The organism is Membranihabitans maritimus (assembly GCF_021729145.1).
Classification (GTDB): Bacteria; Bacteroidota; Bacteroidia; order Chitinophagales; family Saprospiraceae; genus Membranihabitans; species Membranihabitans maritimus.
This window is the reverse complement of the sequence record NZ_JAJSLW010000003.1, coordinates 1-19,253: the sequence shown is the minus strand read 5'-3', so window position 1 is coordinate 19,253 and position 19,253 is coordinate 1. Positions and strand designations below refer to the sequence as shown.

General features: G+C 37.9%; 14 protein-coding genes. 12 read left to right on the top strand and 2 right to left on the bottom strand.

The features are described 5' to 3' along the window. The first annotated feature begins 19 nt into the window (after positions 1-19). From LVD47_RS04060 to LVD47_RS04010, 11 genes are all read left to right on the top strand, one after another. On the top strand, positions 20-1,495 hold the full coding sequence (locus LVD47_RS04060) for a RagB/SusD family nutrient uptake outer membrane protein (RefSeq protein WP_236974268.1): 1,476 nt from the start codon (positions 20-22) through the stop codon (positions 1,493-1,495). After that, on the top strand, positions 1,495-2,943 hold the full coding sequence (locus LVD47_RS04055) for a sulfatase (RefSeq protein ID WP_236974267.1): 1,449 nt from the start codon (positions 1,495-1,497) through the stop codon (positions 2,941-2,943). Before LVD47_RS04060 ends, LVD47_RS04055 begins: the two co-directional genes overlap by 1 nt. Continuing rightward, positions 2,943-4,472 (top strand): sulfatase, encoded by a 1,530-nt coding sequence (locus LVD47_RS04050; RefSeq protein ID WP_236974266.1) that lies wholly within the window; start codon positions 2,943-2,945, stop codon positions 4,470-4,472. Before LVD47_RS04055 ends, LVD47_RS04050 begins: the two co-directional genes overlap by 1 nt. A gap of 11 nt (positions 4,473-4,483) precedes the next feature. Continuing rightward, positions 4,484-5,815, top strand: coding sequence for a sulfatase-like hydrolase/transferase (locus tag LVD47_RS04045; RefSeq protein ID WP_236974265.1), 1,332 nt, complete (start codon positions 4,484-4,486; stop codon positions 5,813-5,815). 21 nt (positions 5,816-5,836) lie between these two features. Then, positions 5,837-7,012, top strand: coding sequence for a sialidase family protein (locus tag LVD47_RS04040; protein ID WP_236974264.1), 1,176 nt, complete (start codon positions 5,837-5,839; stop codon positions 7,010-7,012). Positions 7,013-7,023: 11 nt separating this feature from the next. Then, complete coding sequence (locus LVD47_RS04035) at positions 7,024-8,487, top strand: sulfatase family protein (protein ID WP_236974263.1); 1,464 nt, start codon at positions 7,024-7,026, stop codon at positions 8,485-8,487. Next, positions 8,480-8,962, top strand: a complete 483-nt coding sequence (locus LVD47_RS04030; protein WP_236974262.1) for a hypothetical protein — start codon at positions 8,480-8,482, stop codon at positions 8,960-8,962. The genes LVD47_RS04035 and LVD47_RS04030 overlap by 8 nt, the downstream gene beginning before the upstream one ends. Positions 8,963-9,164: 202 nt before the next feature. Further along, entirely contained in the window at positions 9,165-11,249 is a 2,085-nt protein-coding gene (locus LVD47_RS04025) for a sulfatase-like hydrolase/transferase (RefSeq protein WP_236974261.1), read from the top strand. Between the two features lie 297 nt (positions 11,250-11,546). Continuing rightward, entirely contained in the window at positions 11,547-12,845 is a 1,299-nt protein-coding gene (locus tag LVD47_RS04020; protein WP_236974260.1) for a Gfo/Idh/MocA family protein, read from the top strand. A 412-nt stretch (positions 12,846-13,257) separates the two neighbouring features. Continuing rightward, a complete protein-coding gene (locus tag LVD47_RS04015) occupies positions 13,258-16,026 on the top strand; it encodes a DUF1553 domain-containing protein (protein ID WP_236974259.1) in 2,769 nt (922 codons plus the stop codon). A 12-nt stretch (positions 16,027-16,038) separates the two neighbouring features. Then, positions 16,039-17,511 carry a DUF1501 domain-containing protein gene (locus LVD47_RS04010; protein WP_236974258.1) on the top strand — a complete coding sequence of 491 codons (1,473 nt, stop codon included), beginning with the start codon at positions 16,039-16,041 and terminating at the stop codon, positions 17,509-17,511. A gap of 12 nt (positions 17,512-17,523) precedes the next feature. Here the strand turns inward: LVD47_RS04010 and LVD47_RS04005 are convergent, their stop codons facing one another. Both LVD47_RS04005 and LVD47_RS04000 read right to left on the bottom strand, forming a co-directional pair. Next, complete coding sequence (locus LVD47_RS04005; RefSeq protein WP_236974257.1) at positions 17,524-18,129, bottom strand: MarR family winged helix-turn-helix transcriptional regulator; 606 nt, start codon at positions 18,127-18,129, stop codon at positions 17,524-17,526. Positions 18,130-18,194: 65 nt separating this feature from the next. Next, positions 18,195-18,428: a thioredoxin family protein gene (locus LVD47_RS04000; RefSeq protein ID WP_236974256.1), complete on the bottom strand. Its 234-nt coding sequence runs from the start codon at positions 18,426-18,428 to the stop codon at positions 18,195-18,197. Positions 18,429-18,718: 290 nt separating this feature from the next. Here LVD47_RS04000 and LVD47_RS03995 point away from each other — a divergent pair, with 290 nt between their 5' ends. Continuing rightward, entirely contained in the window at positions 18,719-19,075 is a 357-nt protein-coding gene (locus LVD47_RS03995) for a hypothetical protein (RefSeq protein WP_236974255.1), read from the top strand. Positions 19,076-19,253 lie beyond the last annotated feature (178 nt).

Below are 19,253 nucleotides of genomic sequence, written 5' to 3'. Positions count from 1 at the left end.
AACTTTAAAATCAATGACAATGAAATATCAGACAATTATATTAAAAAATATAGTGATTTTATCGGTGCTTATTTTTTCGAGCTGTGAATCGTATTTAGAGCCCGAAGTGTATTCTGAAACAGCACCCGATAATTTATTTAATTCCCTTCAAGGTGTAGAATCGGTATTGTTTAGTGCCTATGCCGATTATGCAGAAATGAATGGGAACAATTCTGCTCAGGGCATTACAGCTACCGAAAGTATGACTGACGTAGGATATCCCGAATTGGGTGCTGTTGCCAATTGGGCTACGAATTTTAGAGATTTTGTACTCGATGGTGTTGGTAGCAGTATGTATGGTACATTTTGGAATAGACCATATCAAGCGATTCGGAATGTGCACATTTTATTGGAAAATATTGATGAAGCCAATATAACAGAAGAATCAAAACAGTTAATTTCTGCAGAAGCTCGTTTTATTCGAGCCATTAGTTATTATAAATTAATGATGCGATTTGGAACCGTACCGTTGCGAATTTCAAATGCCCAAGAATTGGAATTGCCAAAAGCTTCCAGGGAAGAGTTAATGTCTTTTATCGAATCAGAATTGTTAGCAGTTCTACCAAACCTGCCGGAACCTGGGCAGGAATCAAGTTGGGGAAGAGCCCATAAGGGTGCAGCTTTAGGTCATTTGGTTAAGTTTTATTTGAATACTAAGCAATGGCAAAAATGTGCAGATAAAGCCCAGGAGGTCATGGATATGAATTATTATTCTTTATATCCTGATTATTTTGGTTTGTTCCAAGTAAAAAACGAGCAAAACAATGAAATTTTGTGGGCAAGAACTTCCAAAGCAGATCTGGGGCGAACAGCAAATATAAGTATTATGAATTTTGCTTGGCCACAAAGTTTTGCTAGTCATCCAGAAACAGGGTTGACTTTTTGTGATGGTTGTCGAAATTTTGCGACTATGTTGTATATCCGAGATGATTTCTGGTATTCTTTTGCTGAAAACGATCAGCGAACTTCACTCATTATTACAGAGTATGTTAATTCCGATGGGGAGTTAATTAATCTTTTGCCACCTAATGACCATCCTCGACCATTTAAGTATTGGCCTGCGGATGACTTTGAGGGGCCGGCTTATGGAAACGATATTCCAGTAATTCGATATGCCGATATTTTATTAGCGCGGGCAGAGGCATTGAATGAAATAAATGGACCGAATCAAGAATCAATCAACCTTATAAATAATGTCAGAAATAGAGCCGGAGTAGCTGAAATTCAATTGTCTGACTTTGGAAGTAAGGAGGTCTTAAATGATCATATTTTAGCCGAGCGTGGCTGGGAGTTTTGGTGGGAAGACAAACGTAGAGATGATTTGATTCGCCATGGAAAATTTATCCAACAAGCAATTGATAGAGGACTTCCTGCTAAGCCTCATCATGTTGTATTTCCTATTCCTCAATTTGCCTTGGATGCGAACCAGGCATTAGAGCAAAATGACGGTTATTAATGAATATTACAAAAGTCATAACCTTATGCCTGTTTTTATGTTCTACTCAACTCAAAGGAAAGGACACGGTCAAGTATAATGTTTTGATGATTATTGTGGACGATCTTTCATCCTTAGTGCAACAAATGGATAATAAGGATCTTCATATACCTCATTTGAGAAAATTAATGGAATCTGGCAGAAGCTTTGAAAGAGCCTACTGTCAGGCTCCATTATGTAATCCTTCCCGAACTTCTTTTATGACGGGAAGAAGACCCAATGAAACCCATATTTACACTAATGATCCTCATTTTCGCGGTGTCAATAAAAGACTGAAAACCATTCCTCAGCATTTTAAGGAACAGGGATACTTTACAGCGGGAATTGGTAAGATATTCCACAATTGGGGGCAAGCCATTCAAGGAGATCCTATTTCATGGACGGAAGAAGAAATGTATCATTGGGGAACCCATTCTTCAGATTGGTATATTCCTAATCGACCTTATCAAATGCATATCGATATTCCCAAAGGCCCTGCAGTGCAATGCGTTGATGTGGTCGACGAAGCATACGTTGATGGCCGAATCGCTCAAGCAGCAGTGCAAAAATTGACAGCGTGGTCTGAAGTTCCTTTTTTTATGGCCATTGGGTTCTGGAAGCCGCATTTGCCCTTTAATGCCCCTAAAAAATACTGGGATCTCTACGATCGAAATCAACTTCCTAAATTGAAGTATACAGAACCTGTTGTTGACGTTCCTGAAATTGCGTATGTCGATTCCGATGAGGCAAGGAGTTACAGTGATGTAAATCGTCATCAATTAGTTCCTATAAAACAAAAAGCCGAGCTTCGCCATGGATATTGCGCTGCCATTAGTTATTTAGATGCTCAAATAGGGAAAGTGTTAGATCAATTAGAAAAGTTGCAACTTTCAGAAAAGACCCATGTTGTTTTTGTTTCGGATCATGGATATCATGCCGGGGAACACGGACAATTTGGAAAATGGACGAATTTTGAAATTGGAACGAGAGTGCCTTTAATTATAGCCTCACCAGAAGTGAAAAATCCTGGAGAACCGTCCTTTCAAGTGGTTGAACTCATCGATCTATTTCCAACATTGACCGATTTATGTAATTTACCGGCTCCTAAATTGCGAGTAAATTTACAAGGAAAGTCCTTAGTCCCATATTTACAAGATTCAGAAGTTAAAGGAAATACCTATGCAGTTACTGAAATTGCTCGACCTATAGGCGGAGAGGCTACATTTAAATCGATTGGATCTTCAATTCGATCGAATACTCACCGATATACTTTTTGGCGAGATAGATTTTCAGGAGAAATTTTGGAAGAAGAATTTTATGACTTACAATCAGATCCATTTGAAGTGGTGAATATTGCCCAGTCCGAGAAGGATCAGGCCATTAAAATGAAATTGCAAAATAAACTTCTTCAAATTATAGAATGTAAATAATGAAATATATCCAAATTGGAAATCAATTGTTGTTCTTGGCTCTGATAACTATTTTATCAGCATGTCAGTCCAATTCTGAAGAACCGAATTCCAAAAAGCCACCAAATATATTATTGATTTATATTGACGATTTGGGTTACAGTGACTTAGGTTGTTATGGTAAGGAATATGGAAATGACTTTTTTCAGACACCCAATATTGATCGATTGGCCAGTCGGGGAATAAAATTCACCCAAGCATATGCATCTGCTCCTTTATGCTCCCCATCTAGAGCCGCTTTACTTACTGGAAAATCACCAGCTAGATTAGGTTTTGAATTTGTAACCAAATTTCAAAAAGACGAGGATGAAATGACTAATCTGAAATGGAAGGAACGATTTAAAGATTTTTCTTTAGTTCCACCTCGATATACTTTAAACCTTCCCTTGGAGGAAGTAACCTTAGCTGAAAAAATGAATCAATATGGTTATGAAACCGGTATAATTGGCAAATGGCACGTAGCATCCCATCACCTTCGATACAAAGGTTGGAGTTTAACACACGGCCCACAACAACAAGGTTTTTCTACTGCCATAGAAACTTTTGGATCTCATCCCTACGGATTTGATGCCGGAGAAAAAAAGGATACTATACAATCCGGATACCCCATTGATGAATTAACTACATCAGCGATTCAATTCATAAAAAAAGATAGAAGTAAACCTTTTTTCCTTTATCTCAGTCATTATTATGTTCATACTCCCTTGGATGGTCGAATGCAACAATTATTTGATAAGTATCGAAGAATAATGGGTGCGGAAGTTAAAGAGGAAAAAATAAAGTATGCTGCTTTCGTTGAAATGATGGATCACTATGTAGGTCAAGTACTATCGGCAATAGAATTGGCGGGTATTGAAGAAGAGACTATAATCTTGTTTACTTCTGATAATGGAGGTCACCCTCATTTTGCTTATAATCGCCCCTATAGAGGGAGTAAATGGAATTTATACGAAGGGGGCATTCGAGTGCCCTTTATTGTTTCTTGGCCAGGAAAAGTCCAATCGGGATTAGAGAATAATACTCCAATAATTCAAACCGATATAATGTCTACATTGACTGCGGTAGCGACTAATCAACAACAAAGGGAGTCCGTAAATGACGGTGAAAGCATTCTTCCTTTTATTTTAAATCCGGAGAAAATTAATGAAAATGTATGGAAACGATCCATTCCTATGGTATGGCATTTTCCATATTATCATCCCGAAGGTCGAAAATACAAACAAGCAATACCTACAATTGGAATTGAAGATGGGGTTACAAGTCAAACTCGTCCTCAATCAGCTATTCGAATCGGAGATGATAAGTTACTGTACTTTTATGAGTCAGAAAAAGCAGAATTGTACGATTTAAATTTAGATCCATCGGAGCAAAATAATCTGATAGAAGAGAAACCTGAAAAGGCTAGAGAATTAAAATCTGCGTTGTTCGATTATCTCAATGATGTCGGGGCTAGAATGGCCTTGCCCCATAGTGAATTTTTAACCCAATAAATACGCATACTATGAAAAAACACTTCGGACTTCTCTTCTTTTTGTTAGGATTAAATGTACTGTGGAGTCAAAATCGCCCTAATGTGATCTTTATTTTAGCCGATGATTTGTGTTTAGGGGATTTATCTCATTTTAACCCAGAATATACCAATACTCCTCACATAGATCAATTAATTGAAAGAGGGGTGTGGTTTGACCAAGCATATTCGGCATCTGCTGTATGCGCCCCTGCAAGAGCTGCATTGCTCACCGGTAAATACCCGCATTCAACTGGGGTTGTTAGTTTGAACATGGAAGATTATCCCCAATACACTCACTTAGACCCACGATTTCATACATTGGGGGATGTGTTTCAGGAAAACGGTTACTATACTGGACTTATTGGAAAATGGCATTTAGGATTTGGTAATGGTTATCATCCAATGGATCGCGGGTTTCATGAATTTAAAGGCTTTTTAGGATTTGATATTGATACGTATTTTAAATACCAACTGGATATCAATAGAAAATATCAAAGTTTTGACGGTCCTTATTTGACGGAAGTGTTAACAAAATATGCTGTACAATTTATAGAAGAAAACCAAAATCAGCCCTTTTTACTGAAATTAGCACACTATACACCTCACCGACCGCTTAGTGCGCCACAAGATTTAATAGATGCCTATGTAGCTAAAGGATTAGATCAAAATACTGCCACTATTTATGCAATGGTAGAAATTATGGATCGAGGAATTGGTCAACTAATGGATAAACTGGAAGAATTAAATTTATTAGAAAATACTATTGTGATTTTCGCAAGTGATAATGGACCAGATCCGATACCCGGCCAGCGATTTAATCTCAATCTTACAGGCGAAAAATACGCAGTGAATGAAGGTGGTATCCGGATACCGTTTATTTTTAATTGGAAAGACCAATGGCAGCAAAAAAAGGTGAGTGAGGTCGTACATTTTGTAGATGTAGTTCCTACTTTGATGGAGCTATGCCAATTGAAATCAGAGCGTATAGGTACTTTGGATGGTGTCAGCTTTGCCCCATTATTACAAGAAAATGGCGTATATTCTGCACCTAATTATCGATGCTGGCAATGGAACCGCGGTGTGCCAATGTATAGTCATAATGCAGCTTTAAGAATAGATAATTGGAAGTTAGTTCGCCCCTTTGTTACTAGAGGTTTACCCCGAGGAGAATCTGAATTAGAACCTAAATTGTACGATATTTCTCAAGATCCCAGTGAAGAGCACGACGTTTCAAGTGAACACCCAAGGGTTTATAATAGATTAAAAGTAATGCTGGAAGATTGGTGTAGGAAAATGGAACACAAACGATTAAAATTATATTAAAAATTATAAATACAATATGACATGCTTCAAAAACTAGCCCTATTCCTATTGAGTTTTTGCTTGATTCAATATTCTTTTACTCAAGAATATGATCCAACTCTAGTGCCCGGAATTGTGGTCACCCACAGCCCACAATCTTCCGGTAAATATATCGGGTCCCCAAGTATTGCCGTCCTCCCTAATGGACATTATGTGGCATCTCATGACTTTTTTGGTCCTGAATCCAATGAACATGAAAGTGCGACATCGAGAATTTTTGTTTCTAAAAATAAAGGAAAAACTTGGAAACGGGTTGCAGAATTTCAAGATGCATTCTGGTCAAAACTCTTTGTTCATCGAGGGGATTTATATTTTTTGGGAACTCATAAACACCATGGGAATACCCTGCTGCGTAAATCAACAAACGGGGGTAAAACATGGACAAAGCCTACAGATAAAAAAAATGGATTGCTTTTGGTTGGTGAATATCACTGTGCACCTGGCCCTATTTTGATTCATAATGGGCGTTTGTGGAGGGCCATGGAAAGCGCTATGGGGACTCCCAAGCAGTGGGGTAAACGGTATGGTACTTTTATGATGTCAATTCCAGAAGACGAAGATTTACTTGATGCTGATAATTGGACTTTTAGTAATATTTTATACAGAGATTCTTCCTATCTAGACGGGAATTTTAATGCCTGGATAGAAGGAAATGCCGTTGTAGATGCAAAGGGACAATTATGGAATATTTTAAGAGTAGATGATAAATCGACAATTGAAGAAAAAGCAGCGTTCGTCAAGATTTCAGCAGATGGTAAAAACGCTAGTTTTGACCCGGAATCCGGATTTAAGCCTTTTCCAGGGGGAGCGAAAAAATTTACAATTCGCTATGATAAAGAATCTGAGAAATACTGGATGATTACAAACTATATATCCGATGAAATAAAAGAGCACAATCCCACCATGAATCCTGCAAAGATTCGAAACACTCAAGCTTTGATGTCTTCTAAAGATTTAATTAATTGGGAGTTGAATGATATTTTGTTGCAACATGACGAGATGAAATATCATGGGTTTCAGTATATAGACTGGCAATTTGAAGGGAGGGATATTATCTATTTATCGCGAACAGCTTATGACGACGGGTTAGGAGGAGCTCATAATAACCACGATGCTAATTTTTTGACATTTCACCGAATTAAAAATTTTAGAGAATAAATTTGCTTTCAATGATCCGATATTTATTGTTAGGTATCCTAGTTGCTGCTTTTGGTTGTGTTGATAATAGAATCGATAAACCGAAACCTAATATTGTATTTATTTATACCGACGATCAGGCGTCTTGGACCATTAATGCTTTGGGTAATCCGCAAGCATATACACCGAATATTGATCAGTTAATAACCGAGGGAGCCCATATGGTCAATTCTTTTGTTACCACGCCAGTATGTAGTCCTTCGCGGGCCAGTATAATGACTAGTCAATATGCGTCAGAATTTAATATTTTAGATTTTATTCCCCATCCTAGACATCGATTATATAATCCCGAAAAAGAAGTAGGATTAGATTCAACTAATACAACTTTTGTTGAATTAATTCAGCGCAATGGTTATACTACCGGTTTGGTAGGAAAGTACCATCTAGGAGACTGGACGCAATCCTCGGACAAACAATATCACCCTACCAATCAGGGATTTGATTATTTTATGGGTTTGACGGGAGGAGGGGAGAGTCCAATTAATCCCGTCTTAGAAAAGGATGGAGTCATCGATACAATAAAAGGCTTAACCACAGATATCTTGACGGACCATGGCCTTGCTTTTATTGAAAATAATAAAGAACAACCATTTTTACTTTGTTTAAATTATCGAGCTCCTCATAGTAAATTTTTGCCAGTTGCCGATGAAGATTGGGCACCATATGAAACCTTAGACCCAAAAATTCCAAATCCAGATTTTCCAGATTTAAATATTGAGAAAACAAAGCGGAAAATGAAGGAGTATTTAGCCAGTGTTTCGGGTATTGATCGAAATGTTGGGCGAATATTAGGGCGATTAAAAAGTCTAGGTCTCGAAGAGAATACCTTAGTTATTTTTACTTCGGATCACGGATATATGATGGGGCATAATGGAATTGAACACAAGGGGAATGGCTATTGGATTACAAATACACCGAGAGCGGCAACAGAAAATCTTGCTAAAAATTCTCGTCCTAACCTTTACGACCATGCTTTGCGAGTGCCAGCTATTGTAAAATGGCCCAATGTTATTTCCGCAGGACTAAAAATTGAAGAAACTACTTCTAATTTAGATTGGTATCCAACTTTATTAGCTATTACTGATACGCCTCTTCCAAAGGAAAAAGTAGTTCGTGGGAAAAATATCTTACCGCTCTTGAAAGGAGAAAAGATAAGCGATTGGGACAATAGCTTTTATGCTGAATATAGTATGATTAATTATAGTACGGCCTATATGCGAGCTTATCGTACTCCCGAGTGGAAATTAGTAATTGATTTTAAAGATAGTTTGCGCAACGAACTTTATCATTTAGAAGAAGATCCCGAAGAAAGGCATAATCTTTATAAAGTGCAAGAAGCTGTAATTGAAAATCAAAAAAGAGTATTGAGAGAAAAAATTATAAGGCAAATGAGAAAACTGAATGATCCATTGCTAAAAGGTATAGACATTGAATAATAAAATTCACTTATTAGGTTACAGTCATATCTTAAATGACAAAAATGAAAAATTTTGGAAGAGTCAGATAATGGTTGAAAAAAAATGGCGAAATTTATTACTGAAGTGTGAAGTGGATATAATCTCTCATTCCTGTAAAAGGAAAGATAATAAACATGGACTTATAAATTCTGTCAAGGAGAATGTAGAAACAATTAATCAAATATCAGAAAAAGATCCCATCGTTGCCATTTGCTGGGAGTGGAAATTTAATCAATTCATTTTAACAAAATTAAGATTGCATAAAGGCCCTGTATTGTTATTGATCCGATCCAATTATAATGAAGAAATTGAACTTATGGGGATTGGTAATTCTTTAATAAGTTACTCATTATGGAAGGATTTAAATGATTTAACGCATCATCAATTAATTTACAAATGGGTGTCTAAGTTGAAAATACATAGAAGTGCAAATTTATTGAGATTTAAGGTTTAAAAAGTCTTAATAATTAAGTTTGAAATCTTTTCTGATTTATTCAAAAATAATATTGATCACAAAGAGGGAAAGAGGAAAGGCAATCGCCATTTAGTAATGATAAATTACCTGTATTATCAATAAAATCATCTTTTATTGGTTGAAAGGTATTGGATCGTTTTTCAATAACTATTTGTTGAAAATTTGTTTTTATATTGTGGCTATGAGGTATTTGTTTGCTTGTTTATTTGGTGTGTTGCTATTTCATGTTTCTCTTATTTCTCAGGAACCTTCCTCTCCCAATATCATTTTTATCCTGACCGATGACCTGGGGTGGGGAGATCTCGGTACTTTTTTTCAGAATATAAGAGCTGAAAATGCCAATGACAGTGAGCCCTGGCAGTTAACACCCCATTTGGATGCTATGGCAAGAGACGGAGCTATGCTGACTGACCACTATTGCAATGCACCGGTGTGTGCCCCTTCACGATCTTCATTCCTACTCGGTGTACATCAGGGACATTCCAATGTGCGTGATAATCAATTTGACAAAGCATTGGAAGATAATTATACGGTAGCGAATGTTCTTAAATCCGCGGGATATGAAACGGTTGCGATTGGTAAATGGGGGCTACAGGGAGATAACCGGTGGAATGAAAATGGTGATGAATGGCCTGCACATCCCCTTAATCGTGGTTTTGACGAATTTTTTGGGTATATGCGTCACGGGGATGGGCACGAACATTATCCGTTAGAAGGAATTTACAGGGGACAAAAAGAAGTATATCATAATCGCGAAAATATTACAGAAGACCTGGCTAAGTGCTATACTGGTGACCTGTGGACAGCTTTTGCTAAAAAATGGATCACAGACCAAAAGTCAAGTAGTCCTGACCATCCTTTTTTTATGTTTCTCGCTTATGATACCCCGCATGCTGTACTTGAACTACCTACACAAGCATATCCCGATGGGATGGGGGAAAATGGCGGATTGCAATGGACCGGTGAGCCCGGTAGAATGATTAATACAGCCTCAGGAAAAGTAGATTCCTGGGTGCATCCGGATTATAAAGAAGCTATGTATGACCATGATAAGGATACTACTACTCCCATGGTTCCATGGCCAGATACCTACAAGCGTTTTGCCACGGTCAACCGTCGTATAGATAATTCTATCGGAGACCTTTTACAGATGCTTAAAGATCTCAATATAGACGAAAATACAATGGTCGTATTCACCTCTGACAATGGTCCTTCCAGAGAGTCGTACCTTCCGAAAGAAGAATATGTGGATTACACTCCGGAATTTTTTCAAAGCTTCGGTCCTTTTGACGGAATTAAAAGGGATTGTTGGGAAGGTGGAGTTAGGGTGCCTGCAATAGCCAGAATGCCCGGAACAGTGACTGGAGGCCAGCAGATCTCTGCCCCGGTCATGATGTCAGATTGGTTGGCTACATTTAGTGATTTAGCGGGGATGGAAGTACCCGCGCGATCAGATGGAATTTCGCTGCTTCCATTATTGAGTGGAGGAAGTATATCAGATGACCATACTGTATATGTAGAATATTTTAATGGAGGGAAAACTCCGGAATACGATATTTTCGAAGATAGTCATGAAGGAAGAAAGAGAGGACAAATGCAGTTGATACGATTAGGAGATTACAGTGGCGTGAGGTATAATATCGGATCGCACGATGACGATTTCGAAATTTATAATGTAGTTACAGATCCAAAAGAGGTGGATAATTTAGCAGACCAGCAGGAATTTGATGATTTGCAAGGTAAGATGAAAGACGCTATTTTGAGAATGAGAATAAAGAATGAGTCTGCAAAACGGCCATACGATGATATTCCTGTTCCTTCTATTCAAGTGAATGAGGAGAAATTAAAAGACGGAGTCCGGATTAATTATTACAACGCAAGTAGTTCCTGGATTCCAAAAATTGAAAATAAAGACTTGATCAAAGGTAGCGCATTAGGGACTTTTGAAGCTTTTTCGAGAGCTAAAGGTAATACGGTCTTTATTTCCGGATATGTCAAGATTGAGGAACCGACATTGTATCATTTCAAAATAACTACGGAAAATCAAGTGTTATTCAGAATTCATCAGGCGCTTGTCATAGATGGAGACTATAAATCAAATATGACCACTGAGAAGAAAGGAAAAATTATGTTGGATAGGGGGTTTCATCCTTTTACCCTGTATCTAAAATCGGAAAAAAGGGAGGATATTGATTTTACAATTGAATGGAAATACGGTGATATGACAGACTATGGAATCATTCCTGAAGATGCGTTAAAGCACTAGCACATCAATCGCTAAATTTATCCCGCGAGTATGAGATAAAAATCGAGACGGGCTATCTTTTTTTATCGTCGTCTTAATTTTTACAAAAATATCTGCAACTTATACCTTAGCAACTTAGTGTTTGCACACCATTATAATACCTGATGGATTTAAGTATAAATTAGTATTTTATTGACTTATTTTGATAGTATACTTTCTTTTAATGAATATGTTTGTGTTTTGTTTATTCTTTGAATTATTATATTGTAGATTAGGTGACATTTGAATTTTACGTATTATGTCTACAAATTTTTACCGATGAAAAATACTATCGACCGAAGGAAGTTTATTAAGAATTCAGTAGTTGCGGGTGCTGCCATAACTATACCTAATATTGTTCCGGCCCGTGCATTTGGTGCCAATGACAGAGTTAATGTAGCCGTTTTAGGGGTTAATGGAAGAGGGAAGAGTCATATAAAAGGATTTATGAATTTGGATAACGTCCAGGTAACCACTCTTTGTGATCCGGATATGGTAATATGTAGAGAAAGGGCGCAGGATTTTGAAAAAACGTACGATCAAAAGGTAGCTACAGTGCAGGATTTACGAGAGGTAAATGATGATCCTGATATCGATGTGGTGTCCATTGCTACCTGTAATCACTGGCACGCACTAGCTACTATTTGGGCTTGTCAGGCCGGTAAGGATGTATATGTAGAGAAGCCGGGTTCTCATAATATCTGGGAAGGACGGAAAATGGTAGAAGCAGCTGCCAAATATGATAGAATTGTTCAGCATGGAGTACAGCTCAGAAGTTCAAAAGCCATTCGTGAAGCTGTTCAGTTATTGAGAGATGGTTATATTGGAGATGTATATATGGCAAGGGGGTTAGTATTTAGATGGAGACCTAGTATTGGCGATAAAGGATTTGAACCTGTTCCTGAGGGACTGGATTATGACCTTTGGACGGGACCGGCTCCCATGCAGCCTTTTACAAGAAACCTGGTTCACTATAATTGGCATTGGCACTGGGATTATGGCAATGGTGATGTCGGGAATCAAGGGATCCATGAAACGGATTTATGCATGTGGGGATTGGACGTGGGGCTTCCTACTAAAATAACTTCGATGGGTGGAAAGTTTTTGTGGGATGATGCCAAAGAAGTTCCGGAGGTGCAAACTTCGATTTACCACTACCCTGAAGAGAAAAAAATGATTCAGTTTGAAGTTCGGAATTGGTGTACCAATCTCGAAGATGGAGCAGGTGTTGGGAATATCTTTTATGGTGATAAGGGATACATGGTGATTAAAGGATATGAAACCTATGAAACCTACCTGGGAAGAGAAAGGGAACCCGGTAAATCCGGAAAAGAAGGTGGTGATCATTATCTGAACTTTATTGAAGCGGTTCGGGCCCATGACAAGACCCTACTACACGGCCCTGTTGAGACAGCACATTTGTCTTCCGGGCTCGCACATTTGGGAAATATTGCTTATAAATTAGGTCGTGTTCTTACATTTGATCCTTCTTCCGAGCGATTCGTAAATGATCCTGATGCCGATAAAATGCTCACCAGAAATTACAGGGAACCTTATGTTGTCCCGGATGAGGTGTAGGTTTAATACCTAGCAGCGTTTAGGGATTTAACAAACTAGGATAGGGGCTGGTAAGATTCGATAAATTACCTAAATAATTAAGTACTGAGTCGATTAGTGGCAAATTAAATTTAATAGACATTACCAAAGTCTCTACATAGCGTATTTCACGGGTGACAATTTTTTTATTGACTCATGGTTGTGGGTACGCACTATTTTTTACATGCAGAATATATTACATGTTGATGTGATTTATTATGTTGTAAATTCTGGTATGAGTTTTATATGAGAATAATTATTTTAATTGAATAATATCTCAATCATTTCGGGTGGGTCTTTTATTTGATATATTACTTGGTGTTTTTACGAGAGGGTGATTTTTTATAAGGATAAATTAGGATCTAGAGAATGTAAAATATTATCTTCGATTAATATGAGATACGGAATAAAATGGATTTTAGTCTGTTTTTCGATCGTATTATTGGTTGTAGTAGTGATTATAAGTCAAATGCCTGTTGGTGAACCAATAAGTTATAATCGGGATATAAGGCCAATTATAAATGATAAATGTATTTCTTGTCACGGTGGGGTAAAACAAGCAGGTGGATTTAGTCTTCTTTTTGAAGAAGAAGCAAAAGCGGCGACAAGATCAGGAAAGCCTGCAATTATTCCCGGGAAAAGCAGGAAGAGTGAGATGGTTCGCCGGTTGACTCACCCTGATCCGGAAAAGAGAATGCCACTCGAACAAGAGCCGCTCAATACGGAAGAAATTGAATTAATATCAGATTGGATTGACCAGGGAGCGAACTGGGAGAAGCACTGGTCATTTATACCACCGGACACTTCTATACAAATACCAGATACTAAATTTAAAGATTCATGTATTAATGAGATCGATTATTTTGTATTTCAAAAATTGGATGAGTTAAACTTAAAGCCGTCATCTACGGCTAGTAAGGAGGCCTTACTCAGAAGGTTATTTCTGGATATTACGGGTTTACCGCCCAACCTGGATGATTATAATAATTTTGTGACCAATACAGATTCAACTGCATATGAAGATATTGTCGATAAGCTTCTTCAATCCTCCCATTTTGGAGAACATTGGGCTCCCATGTGGCTTGATTTAGCCAGGTATGCTGATTCCAAGGGATATGAAAAAGATCTGCACAGGGAAATATGGAAATACAGGGATTGGGTAATTAAAGCATTTAATGATGATATGCCTTTTGATCAATTCACTGTTGAACAACTCGCGGGTGACCTTTTACCGAATCCATCAGAGTCACAGTATATAGCGACTGCATTTCACAGAAATTCCATGGCCAATGATGAGGGAGGGACTAACGATGAGGAATTCCGTGTAGCTGCAGTTTTGGAAAGAGTAGGCACTACATATGAGGTTTGGCAGGGAGTGACAATGGAATGTGTCCAATGTCACAGCCATCCTTATGACCCTATCAAACACGAAGAATTTTTTACTTCAATGGCTATTTTCAATAATACTGAAGATAAAGACCTTTATAATGAACAGCCGAAGATTTTTACATACGATAAAATGGATTCGACCCAGGTAGGCGAAATTTTGACATGGCTTGAAGTTAATTTTGACGATATTGAAAGAAGTAATTCCGGAAAGTCTGTTTATGATAAAAAGCAAGATTATTTGTCTCAAATTGGATACCGGAAAGTAGAAGCTGAAGAATTTCAGGATAAAAGTACATTTATTGAATTGGTGGGTCACGATCAAAAATCTATTTGGCAGGTACAGGATAGTTCATGGATAATGTTTGAAGATGTAGACCTGACCGATGTAGAATCAATTTCTTTTGGTTATGCATCTCTGTATGGTGGTATTATAGAAGTTCGGTTGGATGAGCCACTAGGAAGAAAAATAGGGGAAGTCGTGTTAAATGTAACTGATGAAGGTTTTCCCGGTAATCGTCCTCTGAAATGGGAGGATAAAAGAGCAGAAATTGAGTCGGTAAGTGGCATTTATGATGTATATTATTACTTCAGGAAGGACAAGCATTTTGCCCAGGATTTATTGCGATTGGATTGGGTATTTTATAATGAGCAAAATCCTCTTTATAATCAGAAGAAAAGTGATGTTATTGAAAAAATTAATGTTCTGCAGGAAATTGAGCCGCAGCAAACGCCTATTTTGCGTGAATTACCACCTCAAGCCCGAAGGGCTTCCCATGTTTTTCAAAGAGGAGACTGGAGAAAACCAGGAGATAAAGTACAACCTGGAATTCCCCATTCTTTGGGTGAAATTGATTCAGATACCATCAACAGGCTAAGTTTTGCTCGATGGATGGTGAGTGATCAAAATCCCCTGACAGCGCGGGTGTTTGTGAACCGCATATGGGAGCAAATTTTTGGATTTGGTATAATTGAATCATTGGGTGATTTTGGATCTCAGGGAATAGAACCCACTCATCGGGAATTATTGGATTGGTTGGCAATTCAGTTTAGGGACGAATATGATTGGAGTATAAAGGCTTTGGTCAAAAAAATTGTAATGTCTTCAGCCTATCGGCAGAGTACCAGTGTGACGGAGGAAAGATTGGAAAAGGATCCGTATAATAAGTATTTGTCCAGAGGTGCCAGAACCCGATTGCCAGCGGAAGTGATTCGGGATCAGGCATTGGCTATAAGTGGACTTCTCAATACGGAAATGTATGGACCCAGTGTAATGCCATACCAACCAGAAAGTATTCGAAGTTTTGGAGGAGATTTCTGGACGGAAAGTGAGGGGGATAACAGATATAGAAGAGGGGTCTATACCTATTGGAAAAGGACGAATTCCTATCCGTCAATGGTTGCTTTTGACAGTCCTTCCAGGGAAGTTTGTACATCCAGAAGAATAAGAACCAATACTCCCTTGCAGGCGTTGGTGCTGTTAAATGATTCAGTATTTGTAGAAGCTGCAGGTGCCCTGGCTTCAAGAATACAAAATGAGTATCCTGATGATATAGAGCTGGGAATAAGAAAAGTCTTGCAATTAGTTACGGCCATTCCACCCGAAAAAGAAAAGATAGATGCTTTAATTGTATTATACCGTGAAGCGCTTGAGTATTACCAAAGAAATAAAATGGAAAGAGTGAAGGTTTTTCATTTGAAAGAGAATGAGTATATGGCACTGAAGTTAGTATGTAATGCCATGTTTAATTTGGATGAATTTGTTACGCGTAGTTAAAAAATGTCAATAATGAATATCGTTAATGAAGCTTTATATCGCAAGGCGCAGTATAATAGTAGGCGGCAATTTCTCAAAAAATGTACCTCGGGTCTTGGTGCTATAGCCTTGGGTTCATTATTAGGGTGTCAATACAAATCCCCAACAGGTGAGGTGACTGGAGATCCAATTGAAAGGGCGATTAGGGGATTACCACATTTTGTTCCTAAAGCCAAGAATGTAATTTTTATGCATATGGCGGGTGGTCCTTCCCATTTGGAGTTATTTGATTTCAAACCTGAATTACAGAAGCTAGATGGTCATGATACACCGGAATCACTAATGAAGGGTAAAAATTTTGCCTTTTTGACAGGAACTCCAAAATTATTGGGTCCCAGGTCTGCATTTGGTCGCTACGGTGAGTCCGGGACTTATGTCTCGGATTATTTACCTGAGTTTTCCAAAGTAGTTGATGAAGTAGCTTTTTTGAAGGCCATGCATACAGATGAATTTAATCATGCACCGGCGCAATTGTTTATGCAGACAGGGAGTCCACGTTTGGGAAGACCTAGCTTAGGATCTTGGGTTGTATATGGCTTGGGGTCGGAAAATGATAATTTACCGGGATTTGTTGTTCTTACCTCAGGCGGAGGGGCCATAAGTGCCGGGAAAAGTGCCTGGGGAAGTGGTTTTTTACCCACAGTTTACCAGGGAGTCCAGTGTCGCTCTAAAGGTGAACCCGTATTATTTTTATCCAATCCCGACGACGTGGATAGCCATCTGCGGAAGAGGTCTATTGATATTATAAATGAGATCAATCAAAAAGAATATGAGCAAGTTGGTGATCCGGAAATATTGTCTCGGATTTCCCAGTATGAACTTGCTTTTCGAATGCAATCTGAAGTTCCCGAAGTTATGAGCATTGAAGATGAACCCGAATATATTCACGAAATGTACGGAACAGAACCTGGTGAGACTTCGTTTGCCAATAATTGTCTATTAGCTCGTAGGTTAATTGAAAAAGGAACCCGATTTATACAATTATATGATAACCGGTGGGATACCCATGGAGTGGGGGAAGGCAATGGTGTAGGGGAAGGTATGAGAAATTCTTGTAAAGCAATTGACAAACCTATGGCGGCATTGATAAAGGATTTAAAACAGAGAGGTTTGTTGGATGAGACATTGTTGGTGTGGGGTGGAGAATTTGGCCGAACACCTATGATGGAAGCCAGGACAGGTGTGGGGTTCGATGGTAGGGACCACCATTTGGAGGCTTTTACTATGTGGATGGCCGGAGCCGGAGTGAAGAATGGAGTGAGTTATGGTGAAACGGATGAGATCGGGTATTACGGCGTGAAGGATCGTGTTCATGTACACGATTTACATGCTACTATTCTATATCAGTTGGGATTTGACCATGAGAGGTTAACGTATGAATTCCAGGGACGTGAGTTCAGATTGACAGATGTTGCCGGGAAAGTAGTTCATGATATTTTGGCTTGAATTACAATACAATTAATTATGACTCACATGTTCCGGACAATCAATTCTAAGTTCTTGGGATTGAAGAGGTTGTTGTAGAAAATTACAGAAATGTCCGGTGTCTGTTTTTTTATAAAACCTACAGGAATTGCACATTCTTTGTACTGTAATGATTCCTTGTTGATCGAGTTTGGTTATTAATTCTATTAAGGAAAGTAAGAGTACTTCTTTCTGTTGCTGAGATAATTTAGAAATTGGTTGTTCCATTACGTTTGAAAAACCTGCTACCTGGTTGACAATTTTTTGTCCTTTCGTTGTGACAAATAGATTAAAACTTCTAGAATCATTCTCATCTTTTACTTTTTCAATCAATTCTTTCTCCACTAAAACCCTAACTGAATCACTGATAGTTGCTTTTGTCATATTAAACTCTGTAGCGAGGTAGCTAATTTTACTTAATTCCCGGGGATGAAACTGAAGGAATAGTAAAATCTGGATTTGAATGGGACTCAATGCGTTTTGTTTGCTTTCATTCCAAAGTAGGACCCGGAAAGCTTCGGATATTCGTTCGAGTGCAACAACTATTTTACTTTCAGGGCTTATGATTTGTTTTTCGGGGTCAAAAGATGTAACTGTCATATTTAGATAAAAATTTGCGCTACAAAATTAGTAATCCTAACTATATAGCGCAAAGTTTTAGGGGTTTATCCTCTAATATCTTTCAAAAAGGCCCCAAAATTAATATGAAGAACATTTCCATTGGGTGTTAGTAATGCAGGTACCGATTGTACACCAGCATTTTGTGCTTCATCTATCCTGTTTTTGGATTCTCCCAAATGTACGACTTCTACGTTTTTAGGATCCAGTAGGGAGAGGATTTCTTGTTCAGCATCTACGCAAACAGGACATCCGGCGTGATAGAAAGTTGTTTTAGGCATAGTAAAAAAGTTTTGGTTAATTAATATCAGTAAATATAGTAAGGAATCCTAATTAAATAAAATATTTTTTTACTATGCAAACGTTAATTGAAGAACAAACATAGAATTCCTTCCGGATGATCCAATTACAGCTTTTCTCAAAAAATATTTATAATCATACGTGTTACTACGTATGGGAAATATAAAATTTGGTATTAATTTCAGTGTGTAGAAATAAATATTAATGAAAGAACGGGATTGCCAGCAAAAATGTAAATAGAGTTCGCTATTTTATTATATAAATTAATAATATGTATAATCTTAGAATTAAAAATAATTATTTGTACGAAAGCACTTTTAGAGCGACAGCGTCTAATAAAGTTAACCTCATTAAACCTGGGACCTCCATAAGCATCAAAAATTTAGGAAATGGGATATTAAGTGTTTTTGGTATGGGCGTTGTTAATTTTATTGATCTGGCAGCAAAGAAAATTCCAGGGTATGACTACCCAAAAGAACATTGGGGGGTATTGATACGAACCCATACACTCGAGGGGTACTATAGATATGAGGGAGGCGGAGAATTACTACTTGAAATTAATGAGTATGGTAGTTATTCTTTGTCTACAGAAAATGGTACTTTAATTACAATTAGTTTACCTGAATAGACCATCGAATAATAGAGATGGGAATTAGAGTCTTGAACTTGCAGTTTGACAGGTTATCTTATGGCTTGTTTAATGACCTACGGATTAATCCCGCATGTTTACGCATTAGGAAGAATTAAGATTTAACAAATATATTTTTTCACAATGTGAAGTTCGATTTTTGTCTTTAGAGTAGTAG